We start from the raw sequence: 23,977 nt of genomic DNA, 5'->3' as shown, positions 1-23,977 counted from the left end.
CGGAGCTGGCAAGATCGCCACTTCCCCCGGCGGTCCGGCACCCTGTCGAGTTGACCATGTAATGAGGACGGCAAAGGGCGGCACGCTCTTGCGAAGCACCCCGGGGGGTCTGCCAGTATGTCCCAATGCCCCAGCAGCAGTCCTCCCCTCTCGCGTTCTTCGATAACGCGAACTCGCAGCCCGATTTCACGGTTGGCCTGCGCGGATACAACACCGGTCAGGTCGACGACTTCATCGGCCGGCTCAACGCCGCGCTGAGCCAGGCCAACAAGGACCGCGCCGACGCCGAGCAGGCGCTCAACGACGCCCAGCGCCGGCTCCGGCAGTCCGAGCAGCGGCTCACCGCCCTGGAGCAGAAGCTCACCGACACCAGCAAGCAGCTGGAGGAAAACAGCCGCCCGACGCTGTCCGGTCTCGGCACCCGGGTCGAGCAGATCCTCCGGCTCGCCGAGGAGCAGGCCAACGACCACCGCAACGAAGCCAAGCGCGAGTCGGAGGGCATCCTCTCCGCCGCCCGCCTCGAGGCGCGGGAGATCACCGACAAGGCCCGTGCCGAGGCCGCCGCGATGAAGGCCAGCGCCGAGCGCGAGGCGGGCAACGTCCGCACCGCCGCCGAGCGTGAGGCGGCCGAGGCGCGGGTGCAGGCCCGCCGGGAGGCCGACACGCTGCGCGCCGACGCGGAGCGGGAGACCAAGCAGCTGCGTACGGTGACCGCGCACGAGGTCGCCGAGCTGAAGTCGACCGTCGAGCGGGAGGTGGCCACCCTCCGGGCCACCGCCGAGCGGGAGATCACCCAGCAGCGGGCCAAGGCCGCCCGGGAGGCCGAGGAGAAGCGCGCCGAGGCGACCAAGCTCCTCACCGACGCCCGCGACAAGCGCGACAAGGACCTCCAGGCGCTGGAGCTGCAGCTCGCCGAGCGGCGGGAGAAGGCCGAGCGCGAGGAGTCGGAGCGGCACGCCGCCCAGGTCGCGCAGACCCAGAAGCTGGTCAGCGAGGCCGAGCAGCGGGCCCGGGCCGCGCAGGAGCGGGCCAAGGAGATCGAGCAGCGGGCCGAGGCCCGTCGGGTCGAGTCCGAGCGCAACGCGACCGAGACGGTCGAGAAGGCCAAGGCGCTCTCCGAGCGGACCCTGAGCGAGGCCCGCGCCGAGTCGCAGCGTCTGCTCAACGAGGCGCGCACCGAGGCCGAGCTGACCACCCAGGCGGCCCGCCGCGAGGTCGAGGACCTCACCCGCCAGAAGGACGCGGTCACCTCACAGCTCGGGCAGATGCTCTCCGGTCTGGCCGGCATCGTGCCGGGCGTACCGAACAACGCGAACGCCGCCGCGGCGGCGGACAAGCCGGCGGCCAAGAAGGCCGACGAGTCCGACGACAAGGTCGCTGCGGAGACCACCAGCTGATCCGGCGGCTCGGGGCATGATCGACGGCGCGGGGTGACACCGGGTGACGGTGCCACCCCGCGCCGCCCTGCTTGTGCGGGACGTGTCGGCAACCGCTCGCCCCAGCACGTGAAGTAGGTCCCAACAGGGGCGTCCGTATCGCCCCAGGAGTCGCCGTTGCGTGTGAGGATGGGAGCATGTCGCACGGCGAGGAACTGTTCTCCCTCGGCGGGGACGTGACCACGGAGCCCAGCTTCGAGTCCGCCCTGCGAGGATATGAAAAACGGCAGGTCGACCGGTACGTCGCTCGTGCGGAGCACGAGATCGGGGCGTTGGCGGCCGAACGGGAACAGGCCTACACCCAGATCCACAAGCTGGCCGGTCAGGTCGAGGTGCTCCAGCGCGACCTCGCCCAGGTCCGCAAGCAGGTCGGCGTGGTCGACCGTGCCGCGTTCCGCCACCTCGGTCCCCGGGTGGAGCAGATCCTGGCGCTCGCCGAGGAGCAGGCCGAGGACATCCTCGGTGCCGCCCACGAGGAGATCGAGGCGCGCCGGGCCACCGCCGAGCACATCATCGACGAGGCGCGCGCGGAGGCCGCCAAGGCGCTCAAGGATTTCGAGATCGCGCTGGCCACCCGCCGGGCCGAGGAGGAGCGGCAGGCCGCCGCCCGTAAGGCGGAGTCCGAGGCCGCTGCCCGGGCCGCCCGCGAGGAGGCCGCCCGGCTGCGCAAGGCCGCCCAGGAGGCGTTGGCCAAGGCCGAGCAGGAGGCGACCCAGCTCCGCGACGCCGCCAAGGAGATCCACACCCGGGCCCAGCAGGAGGCGGCCAAGCTCCGGGAGGCCGCCCGCGAGGTGCACGCCACCGCCCAGCAGGAGGCCACCCAGCTCCGCGACGCGGCCAAGGAGGTGCACGCGAAGGCGCAGCAGGAGGCCAAGCGCCTGGTCGACCAGGCCACCGAGGCCGGTCGCGCCACGCACGCCAAGGCCCAGCAGGAGGCCAAGCAGATCATCGACGACGCCGCCACGGCCGGCCGCGCCACCCGCGACAAGGCCCGCCAGGAGGCCGAGCGGCTGACCGCGCAGACCACCGAGGCGGCCCGCCGCACCCGCACGGAGACCGAGGCGTACGCGCAGCGCATGCGCACCGAGACCGAGGCGTACGTGCAGCACGCCCGCGCTCAGGCGCAGCAGGAACTGGGCGCCTGGCGGGCCGGGGTGGAGAAGGAGGTCAACGGCCGGCGGGAGGCGGCGGACCGGGAGCTGACCGAGCGGCGGGCGACCGCCGAGCGCGAGTTCACCAGTCGTCGCGAGGAGTTGGAGAAGCAGTTCACGACCCGCAACGCCGAGCTGGACGAGCAGTTCCAGGGCCGTACCGTCGAGCTGGAGTCGGGTTTCGAGACCCGCCGCGCCGAGCTGGAGTCGGAGTACACCACCCGGAAGAACGAGATCGAGCAGGGCGCCGACGCGATCCGCCAGGCCGCCGAGCAGGAGGCCGCCACGGTGCGCGCCGAGGCCGAGGAGCGGGCCACCGCGCTGCTGCGCGACGCCGGGACCGAGGCGGCCGACAAGCGCCGGGAAGCCGACGAGTACGCCACCACCACTCGCCGCGAGGCGGACGAGCACGCCACCACCGCCCGTCGCGAGGCCGACGAGTACGTGGCCTCCTCCCGACGCCAGTTCGAGGAGTACGCCGCCACCACCCAGCAGCATCTGGCCACCACACAGCAGCACCTGGCCGCGACGCAGCAGGAGGCGGCGGCGAGCCGCCAGCAGCTCGCCCAGGTGATGCTGGAGATCGCCAAGGCCCAGCAGCAGCTCGCCGACCTGCGTCAGGAGACCTGGAAGTCCCGGCAGGAGTCCGACGACCTGCAGCGCAAGCTGCTCGACCTGCGGCTGACGGCGGCGACCGGCCCCGACGGTCCGGGTGCTCCCGCCGCCGTGGCCGCGTCCGCCCCGGCTGCCGCGATGGACGCCTCCGCCCCCGCCACCGCTGCCTCCGCCACGGCGCCGGTCGCCGTCAACGGCAGCCGCCCGAGCAACAGCGTCGTCGGCGCGGCGAGCGGACCGGGTGGCTCGGCCGACACCGCCACCAGGCCCACCGAGCCTGCGGGCGACGACGGACCGACCGCGAAGCCGGCGACCACCGGCGACGACGGGCCGGCGACGAAGCCGATGGCGGAGCCGGTCACCACGGTCGAGGACGCGACGGCGAAGCCGGCCACCGAGCCGACCTCGGTCGACGGCAGCACGGCGAGCGCCGGTGTGGACGGCGAGCCGACGGTGGCGGCCGTGCCGGGGACGGGTGGCCGGGACGCCACCCCGACGAAGATCACCAGCACCGGCGAGAACGGCAAGCGCCCGACCAAGCCGACCACTGACGAACGCAGCGCCAAGCCGAGCAAGGTCACCTCAGACTGAGACAACGGCGCCCGACGATCAGGCGGACGGAACGAACCGACGACGCCCAACGACCAGGCGGATACCGGCGAACCACCGACGGCACCCGACGATCAGGCGGACTCGGGACAGAGCGACGCCACCGGCCGCCGGCCAAGCGGCCTCGGACTGAGCCGACCGCGCCCGACGATCAGGCGGACTCGGGCGGGCTACGGCGGCGGACGGTCAGGGCGAGTCGGGACGCCGGTGCGCGGCCGGTCGACGGGATGCTCCCCAGGCGACGAACCGGTCGAACAGCGTCCGAGGTGCCGGGCCGTCGTGCGGGTTGAGGTGATAGAGGTCCCGCATCGCCTCGTACATCAGGCCGGCCAGATAGATGGTGAGGCCGGCGCTGTTGCCGTCGTACTCCAGCCGGAGCAGCAGTCGCGCCTCCCCGCAGGGCCAGGGCTGCCCGTCGGCGCGACAGCACCAGGTCGGTCGTAACGGGGTGTGCGGGGGCCGACTGTCGACGGGGCGCGGACGTTCGGGACGGGGGCCGTTGCCCGGCATGGGCAGGCGCGTGGTGATCATGCCTGGCCACCCGGCGTACGCCCCTGTCGGCCGCCGGTCGCCCGCCACCACTGCCCCGGCGTGAGCCGACCGGGACGGCCCGCGTGCTGGCGCGGCAGCGGCTGGGTCGGCTGCTCCGTCCAGCCGGGCAGGTGCGTGTCCCGCCGCCGTTGCGGCAGGACCGGCAGGATCACCGTCGGGCACTGGTACCACTTGCTGCGCACATCGACCTCCCTCGGGAAAGCCTGGGACACATCTGCTGCTGATCCGACGACGGATGTGGCCAGGACTACGGGAGGGGCCGCCCACGCGGGGGAAGGCGGGGGCGGCCCCGGCCTGGACCAGCCCGCGCCCCCTCGGCAACGAACCAGTCCGGCATGGCTGACAGTCTGCTGAGCGAGCCACTACTGTCGGAAGGCATCGAGGCTGGTCGTCGTACTGCTGCGGAGTCCCGCCCCCGACCGGAAATCCCGAGCGTTTCTCGGGCGCAGACTGTGGAGGCACTGTGGAGGGAACGACGGCGGACCTGATCCGGGCGCAGCTTCGCCGCTTGCGCGTGGCCGCCGGGCTCAGCCAGGAGGAGTTCGGCAAGCAGGTGCACTACTCACCGTCGATGGTCTCGGCCGTCGAGACCGGCAGTCGGCCGTACGACCGGTCGTTGCTCGCCCGCGCCGACGAGGTGCTGCGCTCCGGCGGGCTGCTGGTGGCGCTGCTGCGGATCGCCGAGCGGGAGGGGCAGCCCTCGTGGTTCCTGCCGTGGCTGGACGCCGAGCGAATGGCCCGGCAACTCCGAGTGTTCGAGCCCATGCTGATCCCGGCCGTGTTGCAGACCGAGGGTTACGCCCGCGCGGTGATCCGCTGCGACGACCTGCTCAGCGACGAGGAGGTGGACCGGCGGGTCGCCGCCCGGCTGGACCGGCAGGGCATCCTCACACTGCCGGAGCCGCCGCAGCTCATCGCGGTCGTCGACGAGGCCGTCCTGCACCGGCGGGAGGAACGCTTCTGGCCGGTCATGGTGCACCAGATCGAGCACCTGATCGCCTGTGCCGCACGACCAAACGTGAGCATCAATGTCATCCCGCTCGGTGTCGGGGTGCACATCGGGCTCTCCGGGCCGTTCTCGCTGGCCCGCAGCGAGGAGGGCGGCTGGGTGGCGATCATGGAGAACCAACTGACCGCCACGCCGACCGACAGCGAGGCGGACCTGGCTACGCTGTTGGCGCGCTGGGAGACGGTGCGCAACGAGGCGCTGTCCCGCCAGCAGTCGATCGAACTCCTCGACAGGGTGGCGAAGTCATGGACCTGAACGGCGCGACCTGGCGTACCGCCAGCCGCAGCGGCAACACCAATTGCGTGGAGGTGGCCGACAACCTGCCCGGCGTGGTCGCGGTCCGCGACAGCAAGGACCGGCAGGGCCCGGTGCTCGCGTTCACGCCGTCGACCTGGCGCTCGTTCGTCCGGCAGGTCAAGCGGCACTGAGCCGCTGGGCCCGGACACCAGCCGCCACAGACCGAGGTCGGCCAGGACCTCCGCCCACCCGACCGGCCACGGCCTGCGCGGTCCGGTGCCGGGACGCCCCCGGCACCGGACCGGCTCCGACCGAACGCCGGAGACACGTTCTCGGAGCCTCCACCCGCGATCGGACTGCCCCGCCGGTGCAGTAGCGTGCGGTCATGCCTGCCGGCCCGCAGGCACCTGAACGGGTCGGCGCGGTTCCGGCAGCAGCGGTCGAGGTCCGAGCGGGGAGGCCGAGTGGCGCAGGACGAGCCGGAGCGGTCCGCAGTGGAGCAGCCGAGGTCCGACGATCCCGGCGCGAAGCGGTCCGCGAAGGCGCAGCCCCGGGCGGAGCAGTCTCCGCCGGGACGGCGCGGGGCCGGGACGACCGGCTCCCACGACAAGAGTGACCCGGCGGCGGTGCACGGCACGACGGACCGGCCGGTGGCGGCCGGGGCCACGCCGGGAAGGTCGGCCGCACGGGCCACGCCGGAGACGTCGGCGGTGCAGGCCACCCCGGAGACGTCGGCGGTGGGTACGGCGCACGATCCACACCCCGATGCGGGTCGGTTCGGTACGCCGGGGCGTCCGCTGCGGCGCAACAGCTTCCTGGTCGGGTTCACCGGTGCGCTCGGCGTGCTGCTCGCGTACGCCGTCTATCTGGGGTTGCGCAACGCGGCCGGGATGGTCGTGCTGGTGGTCATCGCGTTGTTCCTCGCGGTGGGCCTGCACCCGGCGGTGGTCCGCCTGCGGTCGTGGGGGGTGCCGCGCGGCCTGGCCGTGGCCATCGTGGCGCTCGTCGTGATCGCGCTGCTGAGCGGGGGCGTACTGGCCCTGGTGCCGCCGATCCTGACCCAGTTGACCCAGTTCATCGACCAGTTGCCGAGCTACCTGGAGTCGTTGCGCCGCAACGAGACGGTCAACGACCTGGTGGAACGCTTCGACCTGATGCGGCGGGCGCAGGAGCTGGCCAGCGCGGACGTGGTCGGGCGGGCGCTGGGCGGTGTGCTCGGTGGTGCCCAGTTCCTCTTCGGCACGATCTTCCGGGTGCTCACCGTGCTGGTGCTGACCATCTACTTCCTGGTCTACTTCGACCGGATGCGCGACCTCGCGTACGCCCTGGTGCCGCGCTCGCGCCGGGAGCGGGTGCAGCTCATCGGCGACGAGATGCTGACCAAGGTCGGCGCATACATGGTCGGCGCGCTCTCCATCGCCGTGCTGGCCGGTGTCGCCGCCTTCGTCTTCGCGCTCGCGGTGGGCCTACCCTACCCGTTCGCGCTGGCCGTGGTCGTGGCGATCACGGACCTCATCCCGCAGATCGGCGCGACGCTCGGCGCGGTGGTCGTCAGCCTGGTCGGATTCGCCACCGAACCGTCCGTCGGCATCGCCTGCGTGGTGTTCTTCGTGATCTATCAGCAGATCGAGAACTACCTGTTCTACCCCAAGATCATGCGCCGGTCGGTGCACGTCAACGAGGTGGCGGCGCTGGTCGCCGCGCTGCTCGGGGTATCGCTGCTCGGCGTGATCGGCGCGCTGATCGCCATTCCGACGGTCGCCGCGATCCAGATCGTCCTACGCGAGGTGGTGATCCCCCGCCAGGACCGCCGCTGACCGGCGGGACTCAGTCGGCGCGACGCTGTTCCGGGCCGGTGACCGGGACGTCGGCGAAGGCGGCCACCGTGCGGTCGGCGTACGCGCTGGCGTCGCCGGTCTCCATCGGGCCGTCCCAGGTCGTCGGCAGCGGCACCGACGCCGCCGGGTTGACCCGCCGGACCACCTCGTCCAGCACCGTCTCGGCGTCGCCGACCCAGAGGTGTTTCGCCCCCGGTACCCCGACCACCTCGGCCTGCGTCACTGCGGCGAACCGTTCGCGGGCCTCCTCGGGGCGGAGGTAGTCGTCGAACTCCGGCACCAACGCGGTCAACGGTCGGCCGAACTCCGCCCAGTGGGCCAGATCGGCCGCCTCGGAGAAGCGCAGCGGCGGGGAGAGCAGGATCGCGCCGGACACGGCCGGGTCACCGCCGTACTTGAGCACCAGGTCGGTACCGAACGACCAGCCCAGCAGCCAGATGTTCGGCAGCTCGTGGAACTCGGCGTACTCGATGGCGGCAGCCACGTCGTACCGCTCGCCGACAGCCGAGTCGAAGCTGCCCTCGCTGGTGCCGCGTACGCTGCTGGTGCCCCGGGTGTTGAACCGCAGCACGGCCAGGTCGGCCAGCGCGGGCAGCCGCCAGGCGGCCTTGCGGAACACGTGGCTGTCCATCATCCCGCCGTGGGTGGGCAGCGGGTGCAGGCAGACCAGCGTGGCCACCGGCTCGCGGTCGACCGGGCGGGCCAGCTCACCGACCAGCCGCAGTCCGTCCGCGGTGTGCAGCTCGATGTCCTCCCGGCGGCCGGGCAGGATCGACGACGCGCGAATGGGTGCACTCACCCCTCCATCCTCCCGTCCCACCGTCCCCGCCGCGCGGCCAGGTGACAAAGATCGCCGGAAGGCGGGTCCGGACGGCCCGCGCCCCGCCGTCTCGGTGCCTCGGCGTCTCGGCGTAGGGCGGGGCGGCGTTCAGCCGTGGCGGGGGGCGCTTCGGCCGCGCTGGATCCCCGGTGTCCGCCGGTCCCGGGCGCGCCAGCAGCCGGTGTGCCAGTGCCGCCGGTCGGTCAGGTCGCCCCGGTCGTCGGCCGGCCAGGCGACCAGATGCGCCACGCCGGGCCGGATCTCCTGGTCGCAGCCGGGACAGCGGTACGTCTTGGTCGACCCGCCGCCGCTGATCGCGCGTACCTGCCAATCGCCGTCCCGCCACTGCTGCACCGAGGCGACTCCGTGCCGGGCACGGTCGGCGTCCAGACGCGTGTCGTCGTCACGGCGGGGACGGTTGCGACGAGGGCTCACGTCACCCAGCGTAAGGCCGGTTGGCGCCGCGCTTCTCGTCGGCCGGCGGTCGTTGCGTGTTAGGAGGGGACCCTTCCTATACCGCAGGCGTTAACAGGAGCGACCGGCAATAGGACTGGCGGGTCTGCGGCGAGCCCTGACACGTCGGCCGGCGGCGTTGTCGTCACCAGAAGCTGACGCTCGATCCGGGATCGAGTGGTATCCGAGCGCGACGATGACCACTCGATCCCGGATCGAGCGTGATCTTGCGGTGGAGGCGACAGCCTGGGCCTGAGCAAGGCGGTTCGCATGCCCGCTTCTGGCCGCGATCCGCGTGCCGACTCGACTCGGCAGGTGACCAGCGTGAGCAGCAGAAAGCGGTCGCTACGGTCGCAGGCTATCCTCGGTCCACCGGAAGGTCAGCGGAAGCCGCGTCCGGTGCGGTCGCCGAGGTGACCGGCGGTGACCAGTTGCTCCAGCAAGGGGGCCGGGGCGAAGCCGGGATCGCGCAGTTCCCCGTACAACCGCCGCTGCACGGCCAGCGCGACGTCCAGGCCGATCGCGTCGAGCAGTGCGAACGGTCCGGTCGGGTAGCCGCAGCCGAGCTTCATCGCGTGGTCGACGTCGTCGGTGCCGGCGTACCCGGCCTCCAGCATCCGCACCGCGTCGTTGAGGTACGGGAACAACAGCGCGTCGACGATGAAACCGGCCCGGTCGTCGCAGACCACCCCGGTCCTGCCCAGCGTGGTGCAGACTGCCCGCGCCGTGTCGACGGCCGCCACCGAGCTTCGGATCGTCCGGACGATCTCCACCACTGGGGTCGCCGCACCGGGGTGGACGAAGTGCAGGCCCACCACGTCGTCCGGACGCCCGGTCGCCATCGCCAGGTCGATTACCGGCAGCACGGAGGTGGTGGTGGCCAGCACGGTGCCCGGCCTGCACACCGCGGCCAACTCGGCGAGGAGTGCCTTCTTGACGTCGAGGTCGTCGGCCACCGCCTCGACCACCAGGTCGACGTCGGCCAGCTCGGTCGACGCCGTCGACCAGGTGATCCGGTCGAGGGCGGCGTCGCGGTCGGCCTCGCCGAGCCGGTCCTGGGCCACGTTCTCGTCCAGTGCGGTCCGCACCGCCGCGCCGGCCGTCGCCGGGTCCCCGGATTCGGGGCTGACCGCGACGACCTGGTATCCGGCGGCGGCGAAGACCGCGACGAGTCGGTGCGCTGACGCGCCCGAGCCGACCACGCCGACGGTGCGTACCGGGTCGGTGGGGGGCTCCCCCGCCGGTGCCGGCGTCTGCGCGTCGGGTACGACCTTCGACGAGCCGGGCCGCTCGTAGGTGTAGAAGCCCCGGCCGGACTTCCGCCCGAGCAGTCCGGCGGTCACCATCTGCCGCAGCAGCGGAGCCGGGGAGTGGCGGCGGTCCCGGCCGCCCCGGCGGTACATGGTGTCCAGCACCTCGTATGACGTGTCCAGCCCGATCAGGTCCATCAGGGCCAGCGGGCCCATCGGCAGTCCGGCACCGAGCTTCATCGCGACGTCGATGTCCTCGCGGGTCGCGTAGTGGGCCTCGACCATCGTGACGGCGTGGTTGAGGTAGCCGAAGAGCAGCGCGTTGGCGACGAACCCGGCGCGGTCGCCGATGGTGACGTCGACCTTGCCGAGTCGCGCGCAGAGCGCCTCCACGTCGGCCACCACGTCGTCGGCGGTGACGACCGTACGCACGACCTCGACCAGCTTCATCACCGGCGCCGGGTTGAAGAAGTGGATGCCGATCACCTGCGCGGGCCGGCCGGTGGCGACCGCGATCTCGGTGACGCTCAACGAGGAGGTGTTGGTGGCGAGGACGGCCTCGGGCTTGCAGATCCGGTCCAGGTCGGCGAAGAGCCGTCGCTTGAGGTCGAGGCGCTCGGGCACCGCCTCGATCACCAGGTCGACCGCGTGCAGGGCGTCCAGCCCGACGGCGAAGGTGACCCGGCCGAGCAGGGCGTCCCGGTCGGCGGCGGCGAGCCGGCCCTTGGCCACGGCCCGGTCGGTCGAGCCGGTCAGCGTGGTCCGGCCCCGCTCCAGGGCGTCGTCGGTGATCTCGACGGCCACCACGTCGACGCCGCTGCGGGCGAAGACCTCGACGATGCCGGCACCCATGGTGCCCAGACCCACCACACCCACGCTGGTGAACTCGCGCGCCACGCCCGGCCTCCCCTTGTCCGCGTTACCGGCGACCGGACTTTAACGGTCGCTCAGGTCATGCGCGCGAGTCTGCCACGTGGTGTGGGCCTGTCCAGACGCGGTGGGGTTTGTCACCGCGCCGGGCACAGGTCGGCGTTCGGACTCGGGTCGGCGGCCGGGCGCACAGGTCAGGAGCCGCCGGTGATGGCGCGCGTGGCGGGCGCGACCGGTAGCGGCAGGGTCGGTCGCCGCTCCTGACGCGGCACCCCGAAGCTGAATCCCACCGGGTCGGTGCGGGCCACTCCCGGGTCGAAGAACCGCAGGTCGGTACGTCCGATCCGGATCACGTCGCCGTCACTCAGTCGGGTCAGCTCGGTGATCCGACGTTCGTTCACCCAGGTGCCGTTGGTCGAACCGAGGTCCACCAGGGACACTCCCTCGCCGGCCAGCCAGATCTCGGCGTGCCGACGACTCAGGTGCGGGTCGTGCACGACGATGTCGACCGCCGGGTCGCGGCCGATCACCTGCGGCTGGCGACGCAGCCGGAACCCGAGCCCACGCATGGGTCCGGCGGCCACTGTCAGCAGCGGCATCAGTTGCGGATATTCCTCCATGGACAGTCGGACCTCCACCCCGCGCGGCCACCCCCGCGTCAGCCTGCCACCACCGGGCGGCCACCTCCACCACCCGGCCAGTCATCACCGAGTAACCGGCCGGACACCTTCCGTTCGACCCTTTCGGTGGACAGGGTGCCGGCATCCCGGCGAAAACTGCCGCTCAGTCCGATTCAACCATCCGCCGCCCAGTGCGCTGAGCCCCGCACCACTCCCCTACCTGTGAGTAATATTCGGGTCTAGACTTCCGCCATGACGGCTGTCCACCGCCCCGGCACCCCGATGATCGAGGGCCACCACCTGATCTCGACCAATCCGGCCACCGGCGACGAGGCGGGCCGCGTACCGGTCGCCACCGTCGTGGACGTCGAGCGCACCGTCGCGAGTGCCCGCGCCGCCGGTCTGTGGTGGGCCGGGCTCGGCTTCGACGGGCGGCGGGAGCGGCTGCTGCGCTGGCGGCGACTGCTCGCGCAGCGAATGGAGACGCTTGCGGAGCTGGTCCACGCCGAGGGCGGCAAGCCGGTCGCCGACGCGCTGGTCGAGATCGTGTCCGCCGTCGAGCACGTCGACTGGGCCGCGAACAACGCCCGCCGGGTGCTCGGCGCCCGCCGGGTCCGCTCCCGGCTCATCCTGGCCGAGTTCTCGGCCCACCTGGAGTACCAGCCGTACGGGGTGGTCGGGGTGATCGGGCCGTGGAACTACCCGGTCTTCACCCCCATCGGCTCCGCCGCGTACGCGCTGGCCGCCGGCAACGCGGTGGTCCTCAAGCCGAGCGAGTACACCCCGGTGGCCGGCCAGTGGTTGGTCGACACGTTCGCCGAGGTGGTGCCCGAGCAGCCGGTGTTCAGCACGGTGCACGGCCTCGCCGACGTGGGCGCGGCACTGTGCCGGTCCGGGGTCGACAAGCTCGCCTTCACCGGCTCCACGGCGACCGCCAAGAAGGTGATGGCCGCCTGCGCCGAGTCGCTGACCCCGGTGCTGCTGGAGGCCGGCGGCAAGGACGCGATGATCGTGGACACCGACGCCGACCTGGACGCCGCCGCCGAGGCCGCCGTCTGGGGTGCGATGACCAACGCCGGGCAGACCTGCATCGGCATCGAGCGGGTCTACGCGGTGGAGCCGGTCTTCGACGCGTTCCTGGACAAGGTGGTCGAGCGTGCGGGCCGCCTCACCGTGGGCCCGGACGACGCCGACGTCGGCCCGATCACCATGCCCAGCCAGCTCGACGTCATCCGGCGGCACATCGACGACGCGCTGACCCGGGGCGGGCGTGCCGCCCTGGGCGGCCGGGACGCGGTACGGCCGCCGTACGCGCACCCGACCGTGCTGGTGGACGTGCCGGAGGACTCCGCCGCCGTACGCGAGGAGACCTTCGGCCCGACGCTGACCGTGAACCGGGTCCGGAACGCGGACGAGGCGCTCGCCCGGGCCAACGCCCTGCCCTACGGTCTGGGCGGTTCGGTCTTCGGGAAGCGTCGGGCGGTGGCGATCGCCCGTCGGCTGCGCTCCGGCATGGCGTCGATCAACTCGGCGCTCACCTTCGCCGGCATGTCCACCCTGCCGTTCGGCGGGGTCGGCGAGTCGGGGTTCGGCCGCATCCACGGTGAGGACGGGCTGCGCGAGTTCGGGCGGGCCAAGGCGGTGACCCGTCGCCGGGGCCGGACCCTGCTCCCCTCGACCACGTTCGATCGCACCCCCGCTGACGTGGCCCGTCTCGTCAAAGCGGTCAAGATGCTCTACGGCAGGTGAGCGCGGGGTCCGGAACCCGCCACTGTCGGAAAGCCGATCATCGTCAGCTTCGATACGGGACAGAGGTTTAGCCTCGGTAGCCGCGACGGTACATTCCGTTAAATGCGCCCCCATCGATTGCGATTCCATCTCGTGGACAAGGACGGCTCATGGGCCGCGCGGCAACGCCAGCGCCGCGCCGAATGGCTGGTCCGGACGTTTCCCCGACTGTCCGAGATGCACGTGATCGACCTTGGTGGACGCCTCGGCACCTGGACCCGTGCGGCCGTCCGGCCGGCCCGCGTACACGTGGTCAATCTGGAGCGACCCGCCGCCGACGTGCCCGAATGGGCCGAGGTCGACCAGGCCGACGCCTGCGACCTGCCGGCCCACATCACCGGGCGCCGTTACGACCTGGTCTTCTCCAACTCGGTGCTGGAACACGTGGGTGGGCACGAGCGCCGGCTGCGGTTCGCCGAGGCGGTGCACACGCTGGCCGAGCGGCACTGGGTGCAGACGCCGTACCGCTACTTCCCGATCGAGCCGCACTGGATCGCGCCGGGCATGCAGTTCCTGCCGGTACGTCTGCGCACCGCGGTCGCCCGGCGGTGGCCGCTCGGGCACAAGGCCACCCACACCCACGACGCGGCCATCCACCAGGTGCTCTGGACCGAGTTGCTGGACCGGTCCCAGATGCGGCACTACTTCCCGCAGTCCCGCATCCTGGTGGAACGGGTCGGCGGCCTGCCCAAGTCGCTGATCGCGGTCCGGACCACGATCCCCCGCCAACGCACCACCTGACCACGCGGACACACTGCAGGACCGACGGCGGCCCCGGGAGTTCCGGGCTGACCGTCAGAAGAGGGTCAGTTCGTCGCGCTCGATGCCGCGCAGCCGGTCGTAGTCGACGACCACGCACCGGATGCCGCGATCTCGGGCGAGCACCCGGGCCTGCGGCTTGATCTCCTGCGCGGCGAAGACGCCGGCCACCGGCGCGAGCAGCGGATCACGGTTGAGCAGTTCGAGGTAGCGGGTGAGCTGCTCGACGCCGTCGATCTCGCCCCGGCGCTTCACCTCGACCGCGACCGTGCCCTGCTCGGCGTCGCGGCAGAGCAGGTCGACCGGCCCGATGGCGGTCATGTACTCGCGGCGGACCAGCGTGTACCCCTCGCCCAGCGTCTCCGGGTTGGCGGCCAGCAGCTCCTGCAGGTGCGCCTCCACCCCGTCCTTGCGCAGGCCCGGGTCGACACCGAGTTCGTACGAGGTGTCCTGGAAAATCTCCTCCAGGGTGATCCGCAGCTCCTCACCGGCCTTGTTGACCACCCGCCACACCCCGGGTGCCTCCTCCAGCCGACAGGGCGGGCTCATCCAGTTCAACGGCTTGTAGGCCCGGTCGTCGGCGTGGATGGACACCGAGCCGTCCGCCTTCACCATCAGCAGCCGGGTGGCCGGCGGCAGGTGGGCCGAGAGGCGTCCGACATAGTCCACCGAGCATTTCGCAATCACCAACCGCACCCGACGAGGGTAGCGGAGACCCCGGGCATCGCCGCCGAGCGGCACTGGCGCGCCGGTGTCATGCTGAGATGGTGCTCGAAGTACTGACCGGTACCGGCCTCGCCGCCTCGGCGGGGCTCAACGCCTACATCCCGCTGCTGCTGATGGGCACGCTGGCCCGTTTCACCAGCGTCATCGACCTGCCCGGCGGCTGGCAGTGGCTCGGCAACGACTGGGTGCTGGGCATCCTCGCGGTGCTGCTCGTCGTCGAGGTCGTCGCGGACAAGGTCCCGGTGGTGGACCACGTCAACGACGTGGTGCAGACGGTGGTCCGCCCGACCGCCGGTGGGCTGGCCTTCGGTGCCGGCTCCGCCTCGGAGACGGTGACGGTCAGCGACCCGGACAGCTTCTTCGCCGACGGCGGCCAGTGGTTGCCGGTCATCGTCGGTGTGTTGATCGCGCTCGGCGTACACCTGCTCAAGTCCGCCGCGCGGCCGGTCATCAACGCGACCACGGCCGGTTTCGGCGCCCCGGTGGCGAGCACCGCCGAGGACGCGACCAGCGTGGTGATGTCCCTGGTGGCGATCGTGCTGCCGGTGCTGGTGCTGGTGTTCCTGGTCGCGTTCGCGTTCTCTCTGCCGTGGTTCCTGCGCCGACGCGCGGACCGACGCCGCGAGCGCCAAGCCGCCCGGGACGCCGGCTTCCGGGTCTGATCCTCAGGTACGCAGGGTCGACCGGTTGCGTAGTGGATCTACGCTGCCCTGCATGACGTACCACCCGACTCCGGTCCCGCCCCGCAACAACCGCCCGCTGAGGATCGTGCTCGTCGTGGTGGGGGTGGTCGTCGCCCTCTGCTGCCTGGGTGGTGCGGCCGGCGGCTGGTTCCTCTACCAGACCGTGCAGGACGCGGTCGGCCCGGCCCGCAGCGCCACCGGCGAGTATCTGGACGCCCTCCGGGACGGCGACCACCAGCGCGCCTACGACCGTCTCTGCCAGCGGCAACGCGACCAGGTCACGGCGGACGAGTTCGCCCTGCAACGGCAGGCGATGCCGAAACTGGTGGAGTACGACATCACCGGGATGCGGGTCTCCACCAACAACGGCCGGACCACCGGCACCGCCTCGGTACGCCTGGAGACGGCCAACGGCGAGACGAACGAGTCGATCAGCCTGCTCCGCGAGGACGGCGAGTGGCGCGTCTGCCCCTGACTACCGGTGAACCGGTCCTGACGAACCCTCCGAAAGCCTAAAATTAGGGCAAATTCAACGGAGGAGGTTGGGTCATGACCGCAGCGATGGAGATGCCCCGGGTCCAGGAGTGTGTGGTGTCCGCCTGTGCGTACAACCACACCGGCGACTGCAACGCCTTCGCCATCACGATCGGCAGCATGGACCACGCGCACTGCCACACCTTCATCGAGATGCCGGCCGTACGCGCCGGCATCGACGGCCAGGTGGCCCAGGTGGGCGCGTGCCAGCGGGCCGACTGTCGGCACAACGAGCAACTGGAGTGCCAGGCCCCGGCGATCAGGGTCGGCCCGGACGCCGACATGGCCGACTGCATGACGTACAGCCACCGCTGATCCACCGCCCGGGTGGCGTCCGCCGGGCGGACGGACCCGGGATTGTGCAGAACCGCACAGCACGACGACGGTGACGCCCGGGTCCGACACGCCCGTGACGGGGAGGAACCACCACCCCCGGTGCGGACGGCGGACCCGGGCGGGCCGCACACTTGACGGCATGAGTGACGACGTCGCGATCCACGTCCGGGGCCTGCGCAAGGCGTACGGCGACAACGTCGCCGTGGCCGATCTGGACCTCGACGTCCACCGGGGCGAGGTGTTCGCCCTCCTGGGCCCGAACGGCGCGGGCAAGACCACCACGGTGGAGATCCTGGAGGGCTACCGGCAGCGCGACGCCGGTGAGGTCCGCGTCCTGGACACCGACCCCTCCTTCGCCCACGGCTCCCGGTCGGGAGGTTCCCGCACACCGGGCCGATCGGGCCACTCGGTGCGCGACTGGCGTGGTCGGGTCGGCATCGTGCTCCAGGGCACCGGCGAGTTCGACGAGCTGACCGTGGCCGAGGTGGTGCACCACTTCGCCGGCTTCTACCCCGACGGCGACGACCCGGACAAGGTGATCGCCCGGGTCGGACTCACCGCCAAGGCCACCGCCCGTACGCACACCCTCTCCGGCGGGCAGAAGCGCCGCCTGGACGTGGCGCTGGGCATCATCGGCCGCCCCGAACTGCTCTTCCTCGACGAACCGACCACCGGTTTCGACCCGGAGGCCCGCCGCGAGTTCTGGGAGCTGATCCGGGACCTCTCCGCGGCCGGCACCACCATCGTGCTCACCACGCACTACCTGGACGAGGCCGAGGCGCTCGCCGACCGGGTGGGCGTCATCGCCGGTGGCCGGCTGGTCGAGGTCGCCGTACCCGCCGAGCTGGGCAACCGGCAGGAGGCGCTGGCCACGGTCTCCTGGCGTACGCCGGAGGGCACGTCGGAGAGCGCGCAGAGCGCGACGCCGACGGCGCTGGTGACCGAGCTGGCCGCGCGGTTCGGTGGCGAGGTGCCCGGCCTGACCGTCACCCGGCCCACGCTGGAGGACATCTACCTGCGGATGATCGGACACTGATGACCACCACCACCCGACCGGACGCCCCGGTCGCCGCCCCCGCCGCCCGCCGCCTCGGCCCCTCCGCGCTCGCCCTGCGCCAGGGCCGCATGGAGATCCGGCAGTTCCTGCGCAGCCGGGAGTCCGTCGTCTTCACGCTGGGCTTCCCGATCATCATGGTGCTGATCTTCGCGTCGATCTTCGACGGCGACCTCGGCGAGGGCGTCAGCTACACGCAGTACTTCATCACCGGCATGATCGCCACCGGCCTGATGACGGTCAGCTTCCAGAACCTCGGCATCTGGATCCCGATCGAGCGGGACCGGGGCGTGCTCAAGCGCTACCGGGGCACGCCGATGCCGAAGTGGGTCTGGTTCGCCGGCAAAGTGATCATGGTGCTGGTGACCGGCGCGGTGATGACCGCCCTGCTGCTCACGGTCTCGGTGCTGCTGTTCGACCTGAACCTGCCGACCACCGCGACGGCCTGGATCACCTTCGGCTGGGTCAGTGCGCTCGGCATCACCGCCTGCACCCTCTGCGGCATCGCGATCTCGTCCCTGGCCCGTACGGCACGCAGCGGCTCGGCCGTGGTCACCCCGGTCGCCTTGGTCCTCCAGTTCATCTCCGGGGTGTTCTTCGTCTTCACCAACCTGCCGAGCTGGATGCAGCAGGTGGCGGCCATCTTCCCGCTCAAGTGGATGTGCCAGGGGCTGCGGGCGGTCTTCCTGCCGGAGAGCTTCGGCGTCAACGAGCCGGGCGGCTCGTTCGAGCTGACCCGGGTCGCGCTGGTGCTGGGCGCCTGGTGCGTGATCGGCCTGGTGCTCTGCCTGACCACCTTCCGCTGGACCACCCGCCGCGACGGCTGAGGTGCAAGGAAGGGCACCTTGTTAACGCCTGCGGTAGAGCAGGGGTCCCCTGCTAACAGCCCGACGACACTCGGCGGGCGACGCCGTTAAAAGGGGTCCCCTGCTATGCACGAGGCGTTAGCAGGGGACCCCTCCTTTCAATCAGTCAGTACGAGTAGAAGCCCTGGCCGGTCTTGCGACCCAGGTCGCCGGCGGTGGCCATGCGCTGGAGCAGCTCCGGCGGGAAGAACTTCTCGTCACCCGTGTCGGTGTAGATGTTGCGGGTGGCGTTGAGCAGCACGTCGACGCCGGTCAGGTCGACGGTGGCGAGCGGGCCCATGGCGTGCCCGAAACCGAGCTTGCAGGCGGTGTCCAGGTCCTCGGCGGAGATCACGCCGGTCTCGACCAGCCGGACCGCCTCCATCGCCAGGGCGGTGATCAGCCGGGTGGTGACGAAGCCGGCGATGTCCCGGTTGACCACCACCACGGTCTTGCCGATCTCCTCGGCGAACGACTTCGCCGTGTCGAGCGTGGCGTCGGTGGTCTTGTAGCCCCGGATCAGCTCGCAGAGCTTCATCATCGGCACCGGCGAGAAGAAGTGGGTGCCGACGACCGCCTCAGGCCGTTCGGTGACCGCCGCGATCTGGGTGACCGGGATGGCCGAGGTGTTGGTGGCCAGCACCGCGTCGGACTTGCAGATCTTGTCCAGCGCGCGGAACACCTCGTGCTTGATCTCCAGCCGCTCGAAGACGGCCTCGACCACGATGTCCGCGTCGGCCGCCGCCTCCAGGTCGGTGGTGGCCGTGATCCGCCCCAGCGCCGCCTCGGCGTCGTCGGTGGAGATCCTGCCCTTCTCCGCGAACTTGCCCAGCGACGTACGGATGCCGTCCAGACCGCGCCGGGTGGCCGCGTCGTCCAGGTCCCGCAGCACCACCTGCCAGCCTGCCTGTGCCGCCACCTGTGCGATGCCCGAGCCCATCAGCCCGGCGCCCACGACCGCGAGTCGACCCGCCATCTGATACTCCCTCGCTGCGATTTCGAGTGTCTGCCTGCACCCTAGTCGGCGAGCCTGAACGACGGCTAAGGAGGGAGAGCCGCTGCTCAGATGGTCAGTTCGGGTTCCTCCGGCGCGGTGGCGCGCTCCACCTCGATGCCGAGCGCCCGCAGGTCGGCCACGAAGTCGGGGTATCCCCGGTCGACGTGGTGCACGTGCGACACCTCGGTCACCCCGTCGGCGCAGAGCCCGGCGATGATCAGTCCGGCGCCGGCACGGATGTCGGTGGCGCGTACCGGTGCGCCGGAGAGCTGGTCGCGTCCGCGTACCACGGCGTGGTGCCCGTCGGTCTTGATGTCCGCGCCCAGCCGCATCATCTCGTTGGCGAACATGAACCGGCCGTCGAAGATGTTCTCGGTGATCAGGGACGCGCCCTCGCTGAGCGCGGCGAGCCCGATCGCCATCGGCAACAGGTCGGTGGCGAAGCCCGGGTAGGGCAGCGTCACCACGTCCACCGCCCGGGGACGGTCGTCCATGCGTACCCGGAAGGCGTCCGGCCGCGTCTCCACCAGGCCGCCGGCCGCGACCACCTTGTCCAGCGCGACCTCCAGGAAGGCCGGGTCGAGACCGGTCACGGTCACGTCGCCACGGGTCATCGCCGCGCCGAAGGCCCAGGTCCCGGCGACGATCCGGTCGCCCACCGTGGCGTGCCGGACCGGCTGCAACCGGGGTACGCCGACGATGGTGATCGTGGAGGTCCCCTCCCCCTCGATCAGCGCGCCCATCCTCTGGAGCATCGTGCAGATGTCCACGATCTCCGGCTCGCGGGCGGCGTTCTCGATCACGGTGGTGCCCTCGGCCAGCACCGCCGCCATGACCAGGTTCTCGGTCGCGCCGACGCTTGGGAAGTCCAGCGTGATCTCCGCGCCCCGCAGACCCTCCGACGCAGAGGCGATCACGAAACCGTGTTCGCCGGAGATGTCGGCACCCATCCGGGTCAGCCCGGAGATGTGCATGTCCAGACCGCGCGAGCCGATCGCGTCGCCGCCCGGGTGGGCCACCCGGACGTAGCCGCGCCGGGCCAGCAGCGGCCCGAGTACGCAGATCGAGGCCCGCAGCCGACGGACCAGGTCGTAGTCGGCCTCGACGCCGGGCTGTTCCGGCACGTCGATGGTGACCGAGCGGGACCGGGGCACCCCGCCGACGGCGACCATCGGGTCCACCGGCTCGTCGGCGTCGAAACGGACGCCGCAGCCGAGTCGGCGCAGCACCTCGCCCATGATGGCGATGTCGGTGATCCGGGGCACGTTGGTGATCACCGTCCGGCCCGGCGCCAGCAGCGCCGCGGCCATCAGCTTCAACGCGGAGTTCTTCGCGCCGACCACGTGCACGGTGCCGGCGAGCCGGGCGCCGCCGCGTACCCGGATGACGTCGACGTCGGCGACCGCCGCGTCACCCGCGTCACCCGGGCCGACCCCGCTGGACCAGCCCGTACCGGCCGTCGGCCGGGTCGGGATCGTCAGGTCCGGTATCCGTAGGCTGTGCGTCATGGCCGTCCACCTCACGCGCATCTACACCAAGGCCGGCGACGCCGGCATGACCAGGCTGAGCAACAACGAGCAGGTGCCGAAGAACGATCCACGGATCGCCGCGTACGCCGACGTGGACGAGTGCAACGCCACGATCGGTGTGGCGCTCGCCCTGGGCGGGCTCGACGACGGGTTGCGAGCGGTGCTGGGGCCGATCCAGAACGACATGTTCGACGTGGGGGCGGACCTGTCCACCCCGGTCGAACCGGATCCGAAGTACCCACCGCTGCGGGTGACCGAGGAGTACGTCGAGCGCCTCGAAGGGTGGTGCGACGAGTACAACGCGCGCCTGAGCAAGCTCGACTCCTTCATCCTCCCCGGCGGTACCGCAGGTGCGGCACTGCTGCACGCGGCGCGGACCGTCGCCCGGCGCGCCGAGCGGTCGGCCTGGGCCCTGGTCGCACACGACCCCGACCGGACCAGCCATCTCCCGGCAAAGTATCTCAACCGGTTGTCGGATCTACTCTTTATTCTGGCAAGAACGGCAAATCCGGACGGAGACGTGCTATGGGTTCCGGGCGGAGGTCGTTGACGCTCGGAGCACTTCACCACGTGGAGGTCTGGGTACCCGACCTGGGCGTCTCGATGCGCAGTTGGGGCTGGCTCCTCGGCCAGTTGGGTTGGACCCCTTTCCAGGAGTGGCCGGCCGGTCGGTCCTGGCGGCTCGGCCCGACGTACCTGGTGCTGGAGGAGTCCCCCGCGCTCTCCGGGCGGCGGCACGACCGTCTCGCGCCCGGCCTGAACCACCTGGCCTTCCACGCCGGCTCACCGGCCGCCGTCGACCGCCTGGTCGCCACGGCCCCCGAGTACGGCTGGACGCTGCTGTTCCCCGACCGCCACCCGCACGCCGGCGGCCCCGACACCTACGCCGCCTACCTGACCGACGGCCAGGGCTACGAGGTGGAACTAGTCGCAAGCCCCCCGGACCACGCTGACCGATAACCAACGCTGGGCAGCACACGGAAGCCGAAACCCACGCTCCGGCCTGCTGAACGTCAGGTTTCCGGGGGAGCCCGCCCGCGCAGGGATCAAGCCTGACCGCCCGGAGCGGGTGGGCTCCCCCGGAAACCCCACCCCGACAACGGCGAGATTCAGGCAGCAGGCCAATCCTGAGAAGACGCCAGACGCGGCGAAGCCGCCCCCGGGGGAGCGGCTTCGAGCCAGGAGAGGAATCCGGTGACGGTGGATCGCGCCATGGCGATCTCGACCGGAGCATGTCCGCAGTTACACCGGAGAATGATCCAGTCCGACGGCATGGACATTCGTTCCTGCCCCTCGGGCAGCCGTCGTCGTTCCACGGTCAGGCCCTCGCGGGACAGCACCCGCTTGGGGCGTACGGCGAAACTCACCAGCCGGTACCAGCGGAGCTCGTCACCGGCGAAGCGGCCGAAGCCGGGTGCCCAGCCTCGGCCGTCGAGCATGGTGGAGGTCCGGACGCTGAGTCGGATGATCCCGCCGCTGCGGGTCACCAGCGCCCGCCGGACGAAGAGGACCAGGATCGCGCCGAGGATCACGGCGACGCCGATTCCGATCCCTTCGACGATCTCCATCGGCGGGTCGGCTCAGTTGCCCTGGGAGGCGGAGGCCGGGGTCGCGGTCTCGGCGAGTACGGTCACGCCCCGCTCGTTCACCGAGAGGAAGCCACCGGCCACCTCGTAGACGACCTGCTCGCCGCCGGGCAGCTTGATGCGCACCTGGCCGGAGTCGGCGAGCTGGCCGAGCAGGGGCGCGTGCCCCGGCAGAACACCCAGCTCACCCTCGGTGGTGCGGGCCATGACCATCTCGGCCTCGCCCGACCAGACCTTCTCCTCGACGGCCACGAGCTGGACCTTAAGGTGCTGTGCCACGCTGTCTCCTTGCTGAGGCGGCGGATTGGGGAAAGTCTAGTCGCGCCCCTGACCTGTGCTTCATGCGGGTGCCGGGAGCCACGCCCCGATCAGCCCTTGTTGACGAACTTGGGATGTTCGAGGAGGAACGGGTCCAGGAGTTCCCGTTCCAGGGCGACGAAGAAGTCGTCCACCTCGGGCTCGAACCGTTCACCGAGGTACTTGCCGTTCTGCATGACCCCGCCACCCGGCAGCTTGATCATCTGGATGTTACCGGGCCGGATGTCCTTGAGCGCGAGACCGAAGTCGATCACGCTGTGCCCCCGGCCGCTGAAGATCAGCGACTCGCCGGCCGCCCGCAGCACCCGGTCCAGTTTCACCGGGTTGGTCACCACGTCGGCGCTGAGCGCCTGACCGGCCATCGCCTTGACGAACTGCTGCTGGTGCCGCTGCCGGCCGTAGTCGCCGTCCGGCACGCCGTTCTCCGGGTAGCGCTGGCGGACGTAGTCCAGCGCCTGCCACCCCTGCAGGTGCTGCTTGCCCTTCGGGTAGACCGCCTGCGGCCCGATGTAGCCCCCACCGCCGGGCCGACCCTCACGGTGCTTGCCGTCCGGCTGGCGGTGCCGGGAACGGACCTCCCGCTCGATGTTCATCGTGACGCCGCCCATCGCGTCGACGATCTTCTGGAAGCCGGAGAAGTTGATGATCGCGCCGGCGTCGAAGCGCTCGATGCCGGTGACCTCCTGCGCGGTGAGGGCGAGCAGCTCGAAGCCGCGTGCCGCATCCGGCTTTCCGTCGGGCACCCGGCTGCCGAAGGACATCGCCGCGTTCAGCTTGGTGGTGCTGCCGTTGAAGTTCGCCTTGGGGAACGCGGGGATCTCGACGTACAGGTCCCGCGGCAGGGAGAAGAGGTACGCCCGGTCCATCTCCTTCGGCACGTGCAGGATCATGATGGCGTCGCTCAGCGGCGGACGGTCGTCCCGGACCGGGTCGATGCCGACCAGCAGGATGTTGAGCGGGCCCTCGATATCGCTCTTGGCCTCGCCCGCCGCCTGGTCACCGAAGAGGTCGGCCTTGCCGATCGCCCCCTCGTAGCGGGCCATCAGCGCCTCGGCACCCACCAGCGACGTGCCGCTGACCATCATCAGCACCACCCCGAAGATGGTGCAGAGCTTCGCCCACAGCGGTACGCCCTGCCAGATCGACCTCTTCTTGCCACCACGCGTGCCGCGCGTGCCGCCGCTGCCGGCCTTACCCACAAGCTTCTCCGTTCGTCGCGCCCCCGGGAGGGTACGGGTGCGCGTAGCCGAAAGGTTTAAGTCGTTCGCCGCTCATCCGCGCTTGAGCTGGACTAGACGGTATCTCGGGCGCGGCGTGATCGCCGAGCACGGGAAACCGGGCAGCGAGCATGGTACGTCCCCT

26 protein-coding genes are annotated in these 23,977 nt (G+C 71.3%); 14 read left to right on the top strand and 12 right to left on the bottom strand.

Annotated features, from left to right (window positions below; genetic code table 11):
* The first annotated feature begins 125 nt into the window (after nt 1-125).
* Nucleotides 126-1,397, top strand: a complete 1,272-nt coding sequence (locus tag ACIBO1_RS12465) for a DivIVA domain-containing protein (protein WP_350692385.1) — start codon at nt 126-128, stop codon at nt 1,395-1,397.
* Nucleotides 1,398-1,573: 176 nt separating this feature from the next.
* Nucleotides 1,574-3,793 (top strand): hypothetical protein, encoded by a 2,220-nt coding sequence (locus ACIBO1_RS12460; protein ID WP_396744701.1) that lies wholly within the window; start codon nt 1,574-1,576, stop codon nt 3,791-3,793.
* A gap of 204 nt (nt 3,794-3,997) precedes the next feature.
* Here ACIBO1_RS12460 and ACIBO1_RS12455 read toward each other — a convergent pair whose 3' ends face one another.
* Together ACIBO1_RS12455 and ACIBO1_RS12450 are read right to left on the bottom strand one after the other, a co-directional pair.
* Nucleotides 3,998-4,342: a hypothetical protein gene (locus ACIBO1_RS12455; protein WP_396744698.1), complete on the bottom strand. Its 345-nt coding sequence runs from the start codon at nt 4,340-4,342 to the stop codon at nt 3,998-4,000.
* On the bottom strand, nt 4,339-4,545 hold the full coding sequence (locus ACIBO1_RS12450; protein ID WP_396744696.1) for a hypothetical protein: 207 nt from the start codon (nt 4,543-4,545) through the stop codon (nt 4,339-4,341). Before ACIBO1_RS12450 ends, ACIBO1_RS12455 begins: the two co-directional genes overlap by 4 nt.
* 281 nt (nt 4,546-4,826) lie before the next feature.
* Between ACIBO1_RS12450 and ACIBO1_RS12445 the strand changes: the two genes are divergently transcribed.
* From ACIBO1_RS12445 to ACIBO1_RS12435, 3 genes are all read left to right on the top strand, one after another.
* On the top strand, nt 4,827-5,627 hold the full coding sequence (locus ACIBO1_RS12445) for a helix-turn-helix transcriptional regulator (RefSeq protein WP_396744693.1): 801 nt from the start codon (nt 4,827-4,829) through the stop codon (nt 5,625-5,627).
* Complete coding sequence (locus tag ACIBO1_RS12440; protein ID WP_396744690.1) at nt 5,618-5,800, top strand: DUF397 domain-containing protein; 183 nt, start codon at nt 5,618-5,620, stop codon at nt 5,798-5,800. The genes ACIBO1_RS12445 and ACIBO1_RS12440 overlap by 10 nt, the downstream gene beginning before the upstream one ends.
* A 546-nt stretch (nt 5,801-6,346) precedes the next feature.
* Nucleotides 6,347-7,426, top strand: a complete 1,080-nt coding sequence (locus tag ACIBO1_RS12435) for an AI-2E family transporter (protein WP_396744831.1) — start codon at nt 6,347-6,349, stop codon at nt 7,424-7,426.
* A gap of 10 nt (nt 7,427-7,436) precedes the next feature.
* Here ACIBO1_RS12435 and ACIBO1_RS12430 read toward each other — a convergent pair whose 3' ends face one another.
* From ACIBO1_RS12430 to ACIBO1_RS12415, 4 genes are all read right to left on the bottom strand, one after another.
* Nucleotides 7,437-8,246 (bottom strand): alpha/beta hydrolase, encoded by an 810-nt coding sequence (locus tag ACIBO1_RS12430; protein WP_396744687.1) that lies wholly within the window; start codon nt 8,244-8,246, stop codon nt 7,437-7,439.
* Nucleotides 8,247-8,375: 129 nt separating this feature from the next.
* Nucleotides 8,376-8,702 carry a hypothetical protein gene (locus tag ACIBO1_RS12425; RefSeq protein WP_396744684.1) on the bottom strand — a complete coding sequence of 109 codons (327 nt, stop codon included), beginning with the start codon at nt 8,700-8,702 and terminating at the stop codon, nt 8,376-8,378.
* Nucleotides 8,703-9,100: 398 nt separating this feature from the next.
* On the bottom strand, nt 9,101-10,867 hold the full coding sequence (locus ACIBO1_RS12420) for a 3-hydroxyacyl-CoA dehydrogenase family protein (protein ID WP_396744681.1): 1,767 nt from the start codon (nt 10,865-10,867) through the stop codon (nt 9,101-9,103).
* Between the two features lie 167 nt (nt 10,868-11,034).
* Entirely contained in the window at nt 11,035-11,460 is a 426-nt protein-coding gene (locus tag ACIBO1_RS12415) for an FHA domain-containing protein (protein ID WP_396744678.1), read from the bottom strand.
* A gap of 252 nt (nt 11,461-11,712) precedes the next feature.
* Here ACIBO1_RS12415 and ACIBO1_RS12410 point away from each other — a divergent pair, with 252 nt between their 5' ends.
* Both ACIBO1_RS12410 and ACIBO1_RS12405 read left to right on the top strand, forming a co-directional pair.
* Complete coding sequence (locus ACIBO1_RS12410; protein ID WP_396744675.1) at nt 11,713-13,209, top strand: aldehyde dehydrogenase family protein; 1,497 nt, start codon at nt 11,713-11,715, stop codon at nt 13,207-13,209.
* 102 nt (nt 13,210-13,311) lie between these two features.
* Complete coding sequence (locus ACIBO1_RS12405) at nt 13,312-13,989, top strand: class I SAM-dependent methyltransferase (RefSeq protein WP_350692402.1); 678 nt, start codon at nt 13,312-13,314, stop codon at nt 13,987-13,989.
* 54 nt (nt 13,990-14,043) lie between these two features.
* Here the strand turns inward: ACIBO1_RS12405 and nucS are convergent, their stop codons facing one another.
* Nucleotides 14,044-14,703, bottom strand: a complete 660-nt coding sequence (gene nucS / locus ACIBO1_RS12400; RefSeq protein ID WP_350692403.1) for an endonuclease NucS — start codon at nt 14,701-14,703, stop codon at nt 14,044-14,046.
* A gap of 71 nt (nt 14,704-14,774) precedes the next feature.
* On the opposite strand from nucS, the gene ACIBO1_RS12395 reads away from it, so the two are divergent.
* The 5 genes from ACIBO1_RS12395 to ACIBO1_RS12375 all read left to right on the top strand — a co-directional run bounded on the left by ACIBO1_RS12395 (nt 14,775) and on the right by ACIBO1_RS12375 (nt 18,167).
* On the top strand, nt 14,775-15,395 hold the full coding sequence (locus ACIBO1_RS12395) for a DUF4126 domain-containing protein (protein WP_396744828.1): 621 nt from the start codon (nt 14,775-14,777) through the stop codon (nt 15,393-15,395).
* A gap of 52 nt (nt 15,396-15,447) precedes the next feature.
* Nucleotides 15,448-15,891 (top strand): DUF4878 domain-containing protein, encoded by a 444-nt coding sequence (locus ACIBO1_RS12390; protein WP_396744671.1) that lies wholly within the window; start codon nt 15,448-15,450, stop codon nt 15,889-15,891.
* A 74-nt stretch (nt 15,892-15,965) separates the two neighbouring features.
* Nucleotides 15,966-16,265, top strand: coding sequence for a DUF1540 domain-containing protein (locus tag ACIBO1_RS12385; RefSeq protein WP_350692407.1), 300 nt, complete (start codon nt 15,966-15,968; stop codon nt 16,263-16,265).
* Nucleotides 16,266-16,425: 160 nt separating this feature from the next.
* Entirely contained in the window at nt 16,426-17,322 is an 897-nt protein-coding gene (locus ACIBO1_RS12380; RefSeq protein ID WP_396744667.1) for an ABC transporter ATP-binding protein, read from the top strand.
* Complete coding sequence (locus ACIBO1_RS12375) at nt 17,322-18,167, top strand: ABC transporter permease (protein ID WP_396744664.1); 846 nt, start codon at nt 17,322-17,324, stop codon at nt 18,165-18,167. Before ACIBO1_RS12380 ends, ACIBO1_RS12375 begins: the two co-directional genes overlap by 1 nt.
* Before the next feature lie 145 nt (nt 18,168-18,312).
* Here the strand turns inward: ACIBO1_RS12375 and ACIBO1_RS12370 are convergent, their stop codons facing one another.
* The gene (locus ACIBO1_RS12370) at nt 18,313-19,161 is read right to left on the bottom strand and encodes a 3-hydroxyacyl-CoA dehydrogenase family protein (protein WP_396744661.1); all 849 of its coding nucleotides are present in this window, start codon (nt 19,159-19,161) and stop codon (nt 18,313-18,315) included.
* 86 nt (nt 19,162-19,247) lie between these two features.
* Nucleotides 19,248-20,690, bottom strand: coding sequence for a UDP-N-acetylglucosamine 1-carboxyvinyltransferase (gene murA / locus ACIBO1_RS12365; protein WP_396744658.1), 1,443 nt, complete (start codon nt 20,688-20,690; stop codon nt 19,248-19,250).
* On the opposite strand from murA, the gene ACIBO1_RS12360 reads away from it, so the two are divergent.
* Both ACIBO1_RS12360 and ACIBO1_RS12355 read left to right on the top strand, forming a co-directional pair.
* Complete coding sequence (locus tag ACIBO1_RS12360) at nt 20,689-21,261, top strand: cob(I)yrinic acid a,c-diamide adenosyltransferase (protein ID WP_396744655.1); 573 nt, start codon at nt 20,689-20,691, stop codon at nt 21,259-21,261. The two genes, murA and ACIBO1_RS12360, sit on opposite strands and share 2 nt — an antisense overlap.
* Nucleotides 21,237-21,671, top strand: a complete 435-nt coding sequence (locus tag ACIBO1_RS12355) for a VOC family protein (protein ID WP_396744652.1) — start codon at nt 21,237-21,239, stop codon at nt 21,669-21,671. The genes ACIBO1_RS12360 and ACIBO1_RS12355 overlap by 25 nt, the downstream gene beginning before the upstream one ends.
* Before the next feature lie 149 nt (nt 21,672-21,820).
* Here the strand turns inward: ACIBO1_RS12355 and ACIBO1_RS12350 are convergent, their stop codons facing one another.
* The 3 genes from ACIBO1_RS12350 to ACIBO1_RS12340 all read right to left on the bottom strand — a co-directional run bounded on the left by ACIBO1_RS12350 (nt 21,821) and on the right by ACIBO1_RS12340 (nt 23,814).
* Nucleotides 21,821-22,279, bottom strand: coding sequence for a DUF2550 domain-containing protein (locus tag ACIBO1_RS12350; protein WP_350692419.1), 459 nt, complete (start codon nt 22,277-22,279; stop codon nt 21,821-21,823).
* Between the two features lie 12 nt (nt 22,280-22,291).
* A complete protein-coding gene (locus ACIBO1_RS12345; protein ID WP_396744649.1) occupies nt 22,292-22,576 on the bottom strand; it encodes a F0F1 ATP synthase subunit epsilon in 285 nt (94 codons plus the stop codon).
* 89 nt (nt 22,577-22,665) lie between these two features.
* Nucleotides 22,666-23,814, bottom strand: a complete 1,149-nt coding sequence (locus tag ACIBO1_RS12340; RefSeq protein WP_396744646.1) for an LCP family protein — start codon at nt 23,812-23,814, stop codon at nt 22,666-22,668.
* Nucleotides 23,815-23,977: the final 163 nt, after the last annotated feature.

It is taken from the genome of Micromonospora sp. NPDC049903, from assembly GCF_044460945.1.
Taxonomy (GTDB): domain Bacteria; phylum Actinomycetota; class Actinomycetes; order Mycobacteriales; family Micromonosporaceae; genus Micromonospora.
Note: the sequence above shows the minus strand (reverse complement) of the source record. Positions and strands in the feature narration are given on the sequence as shown.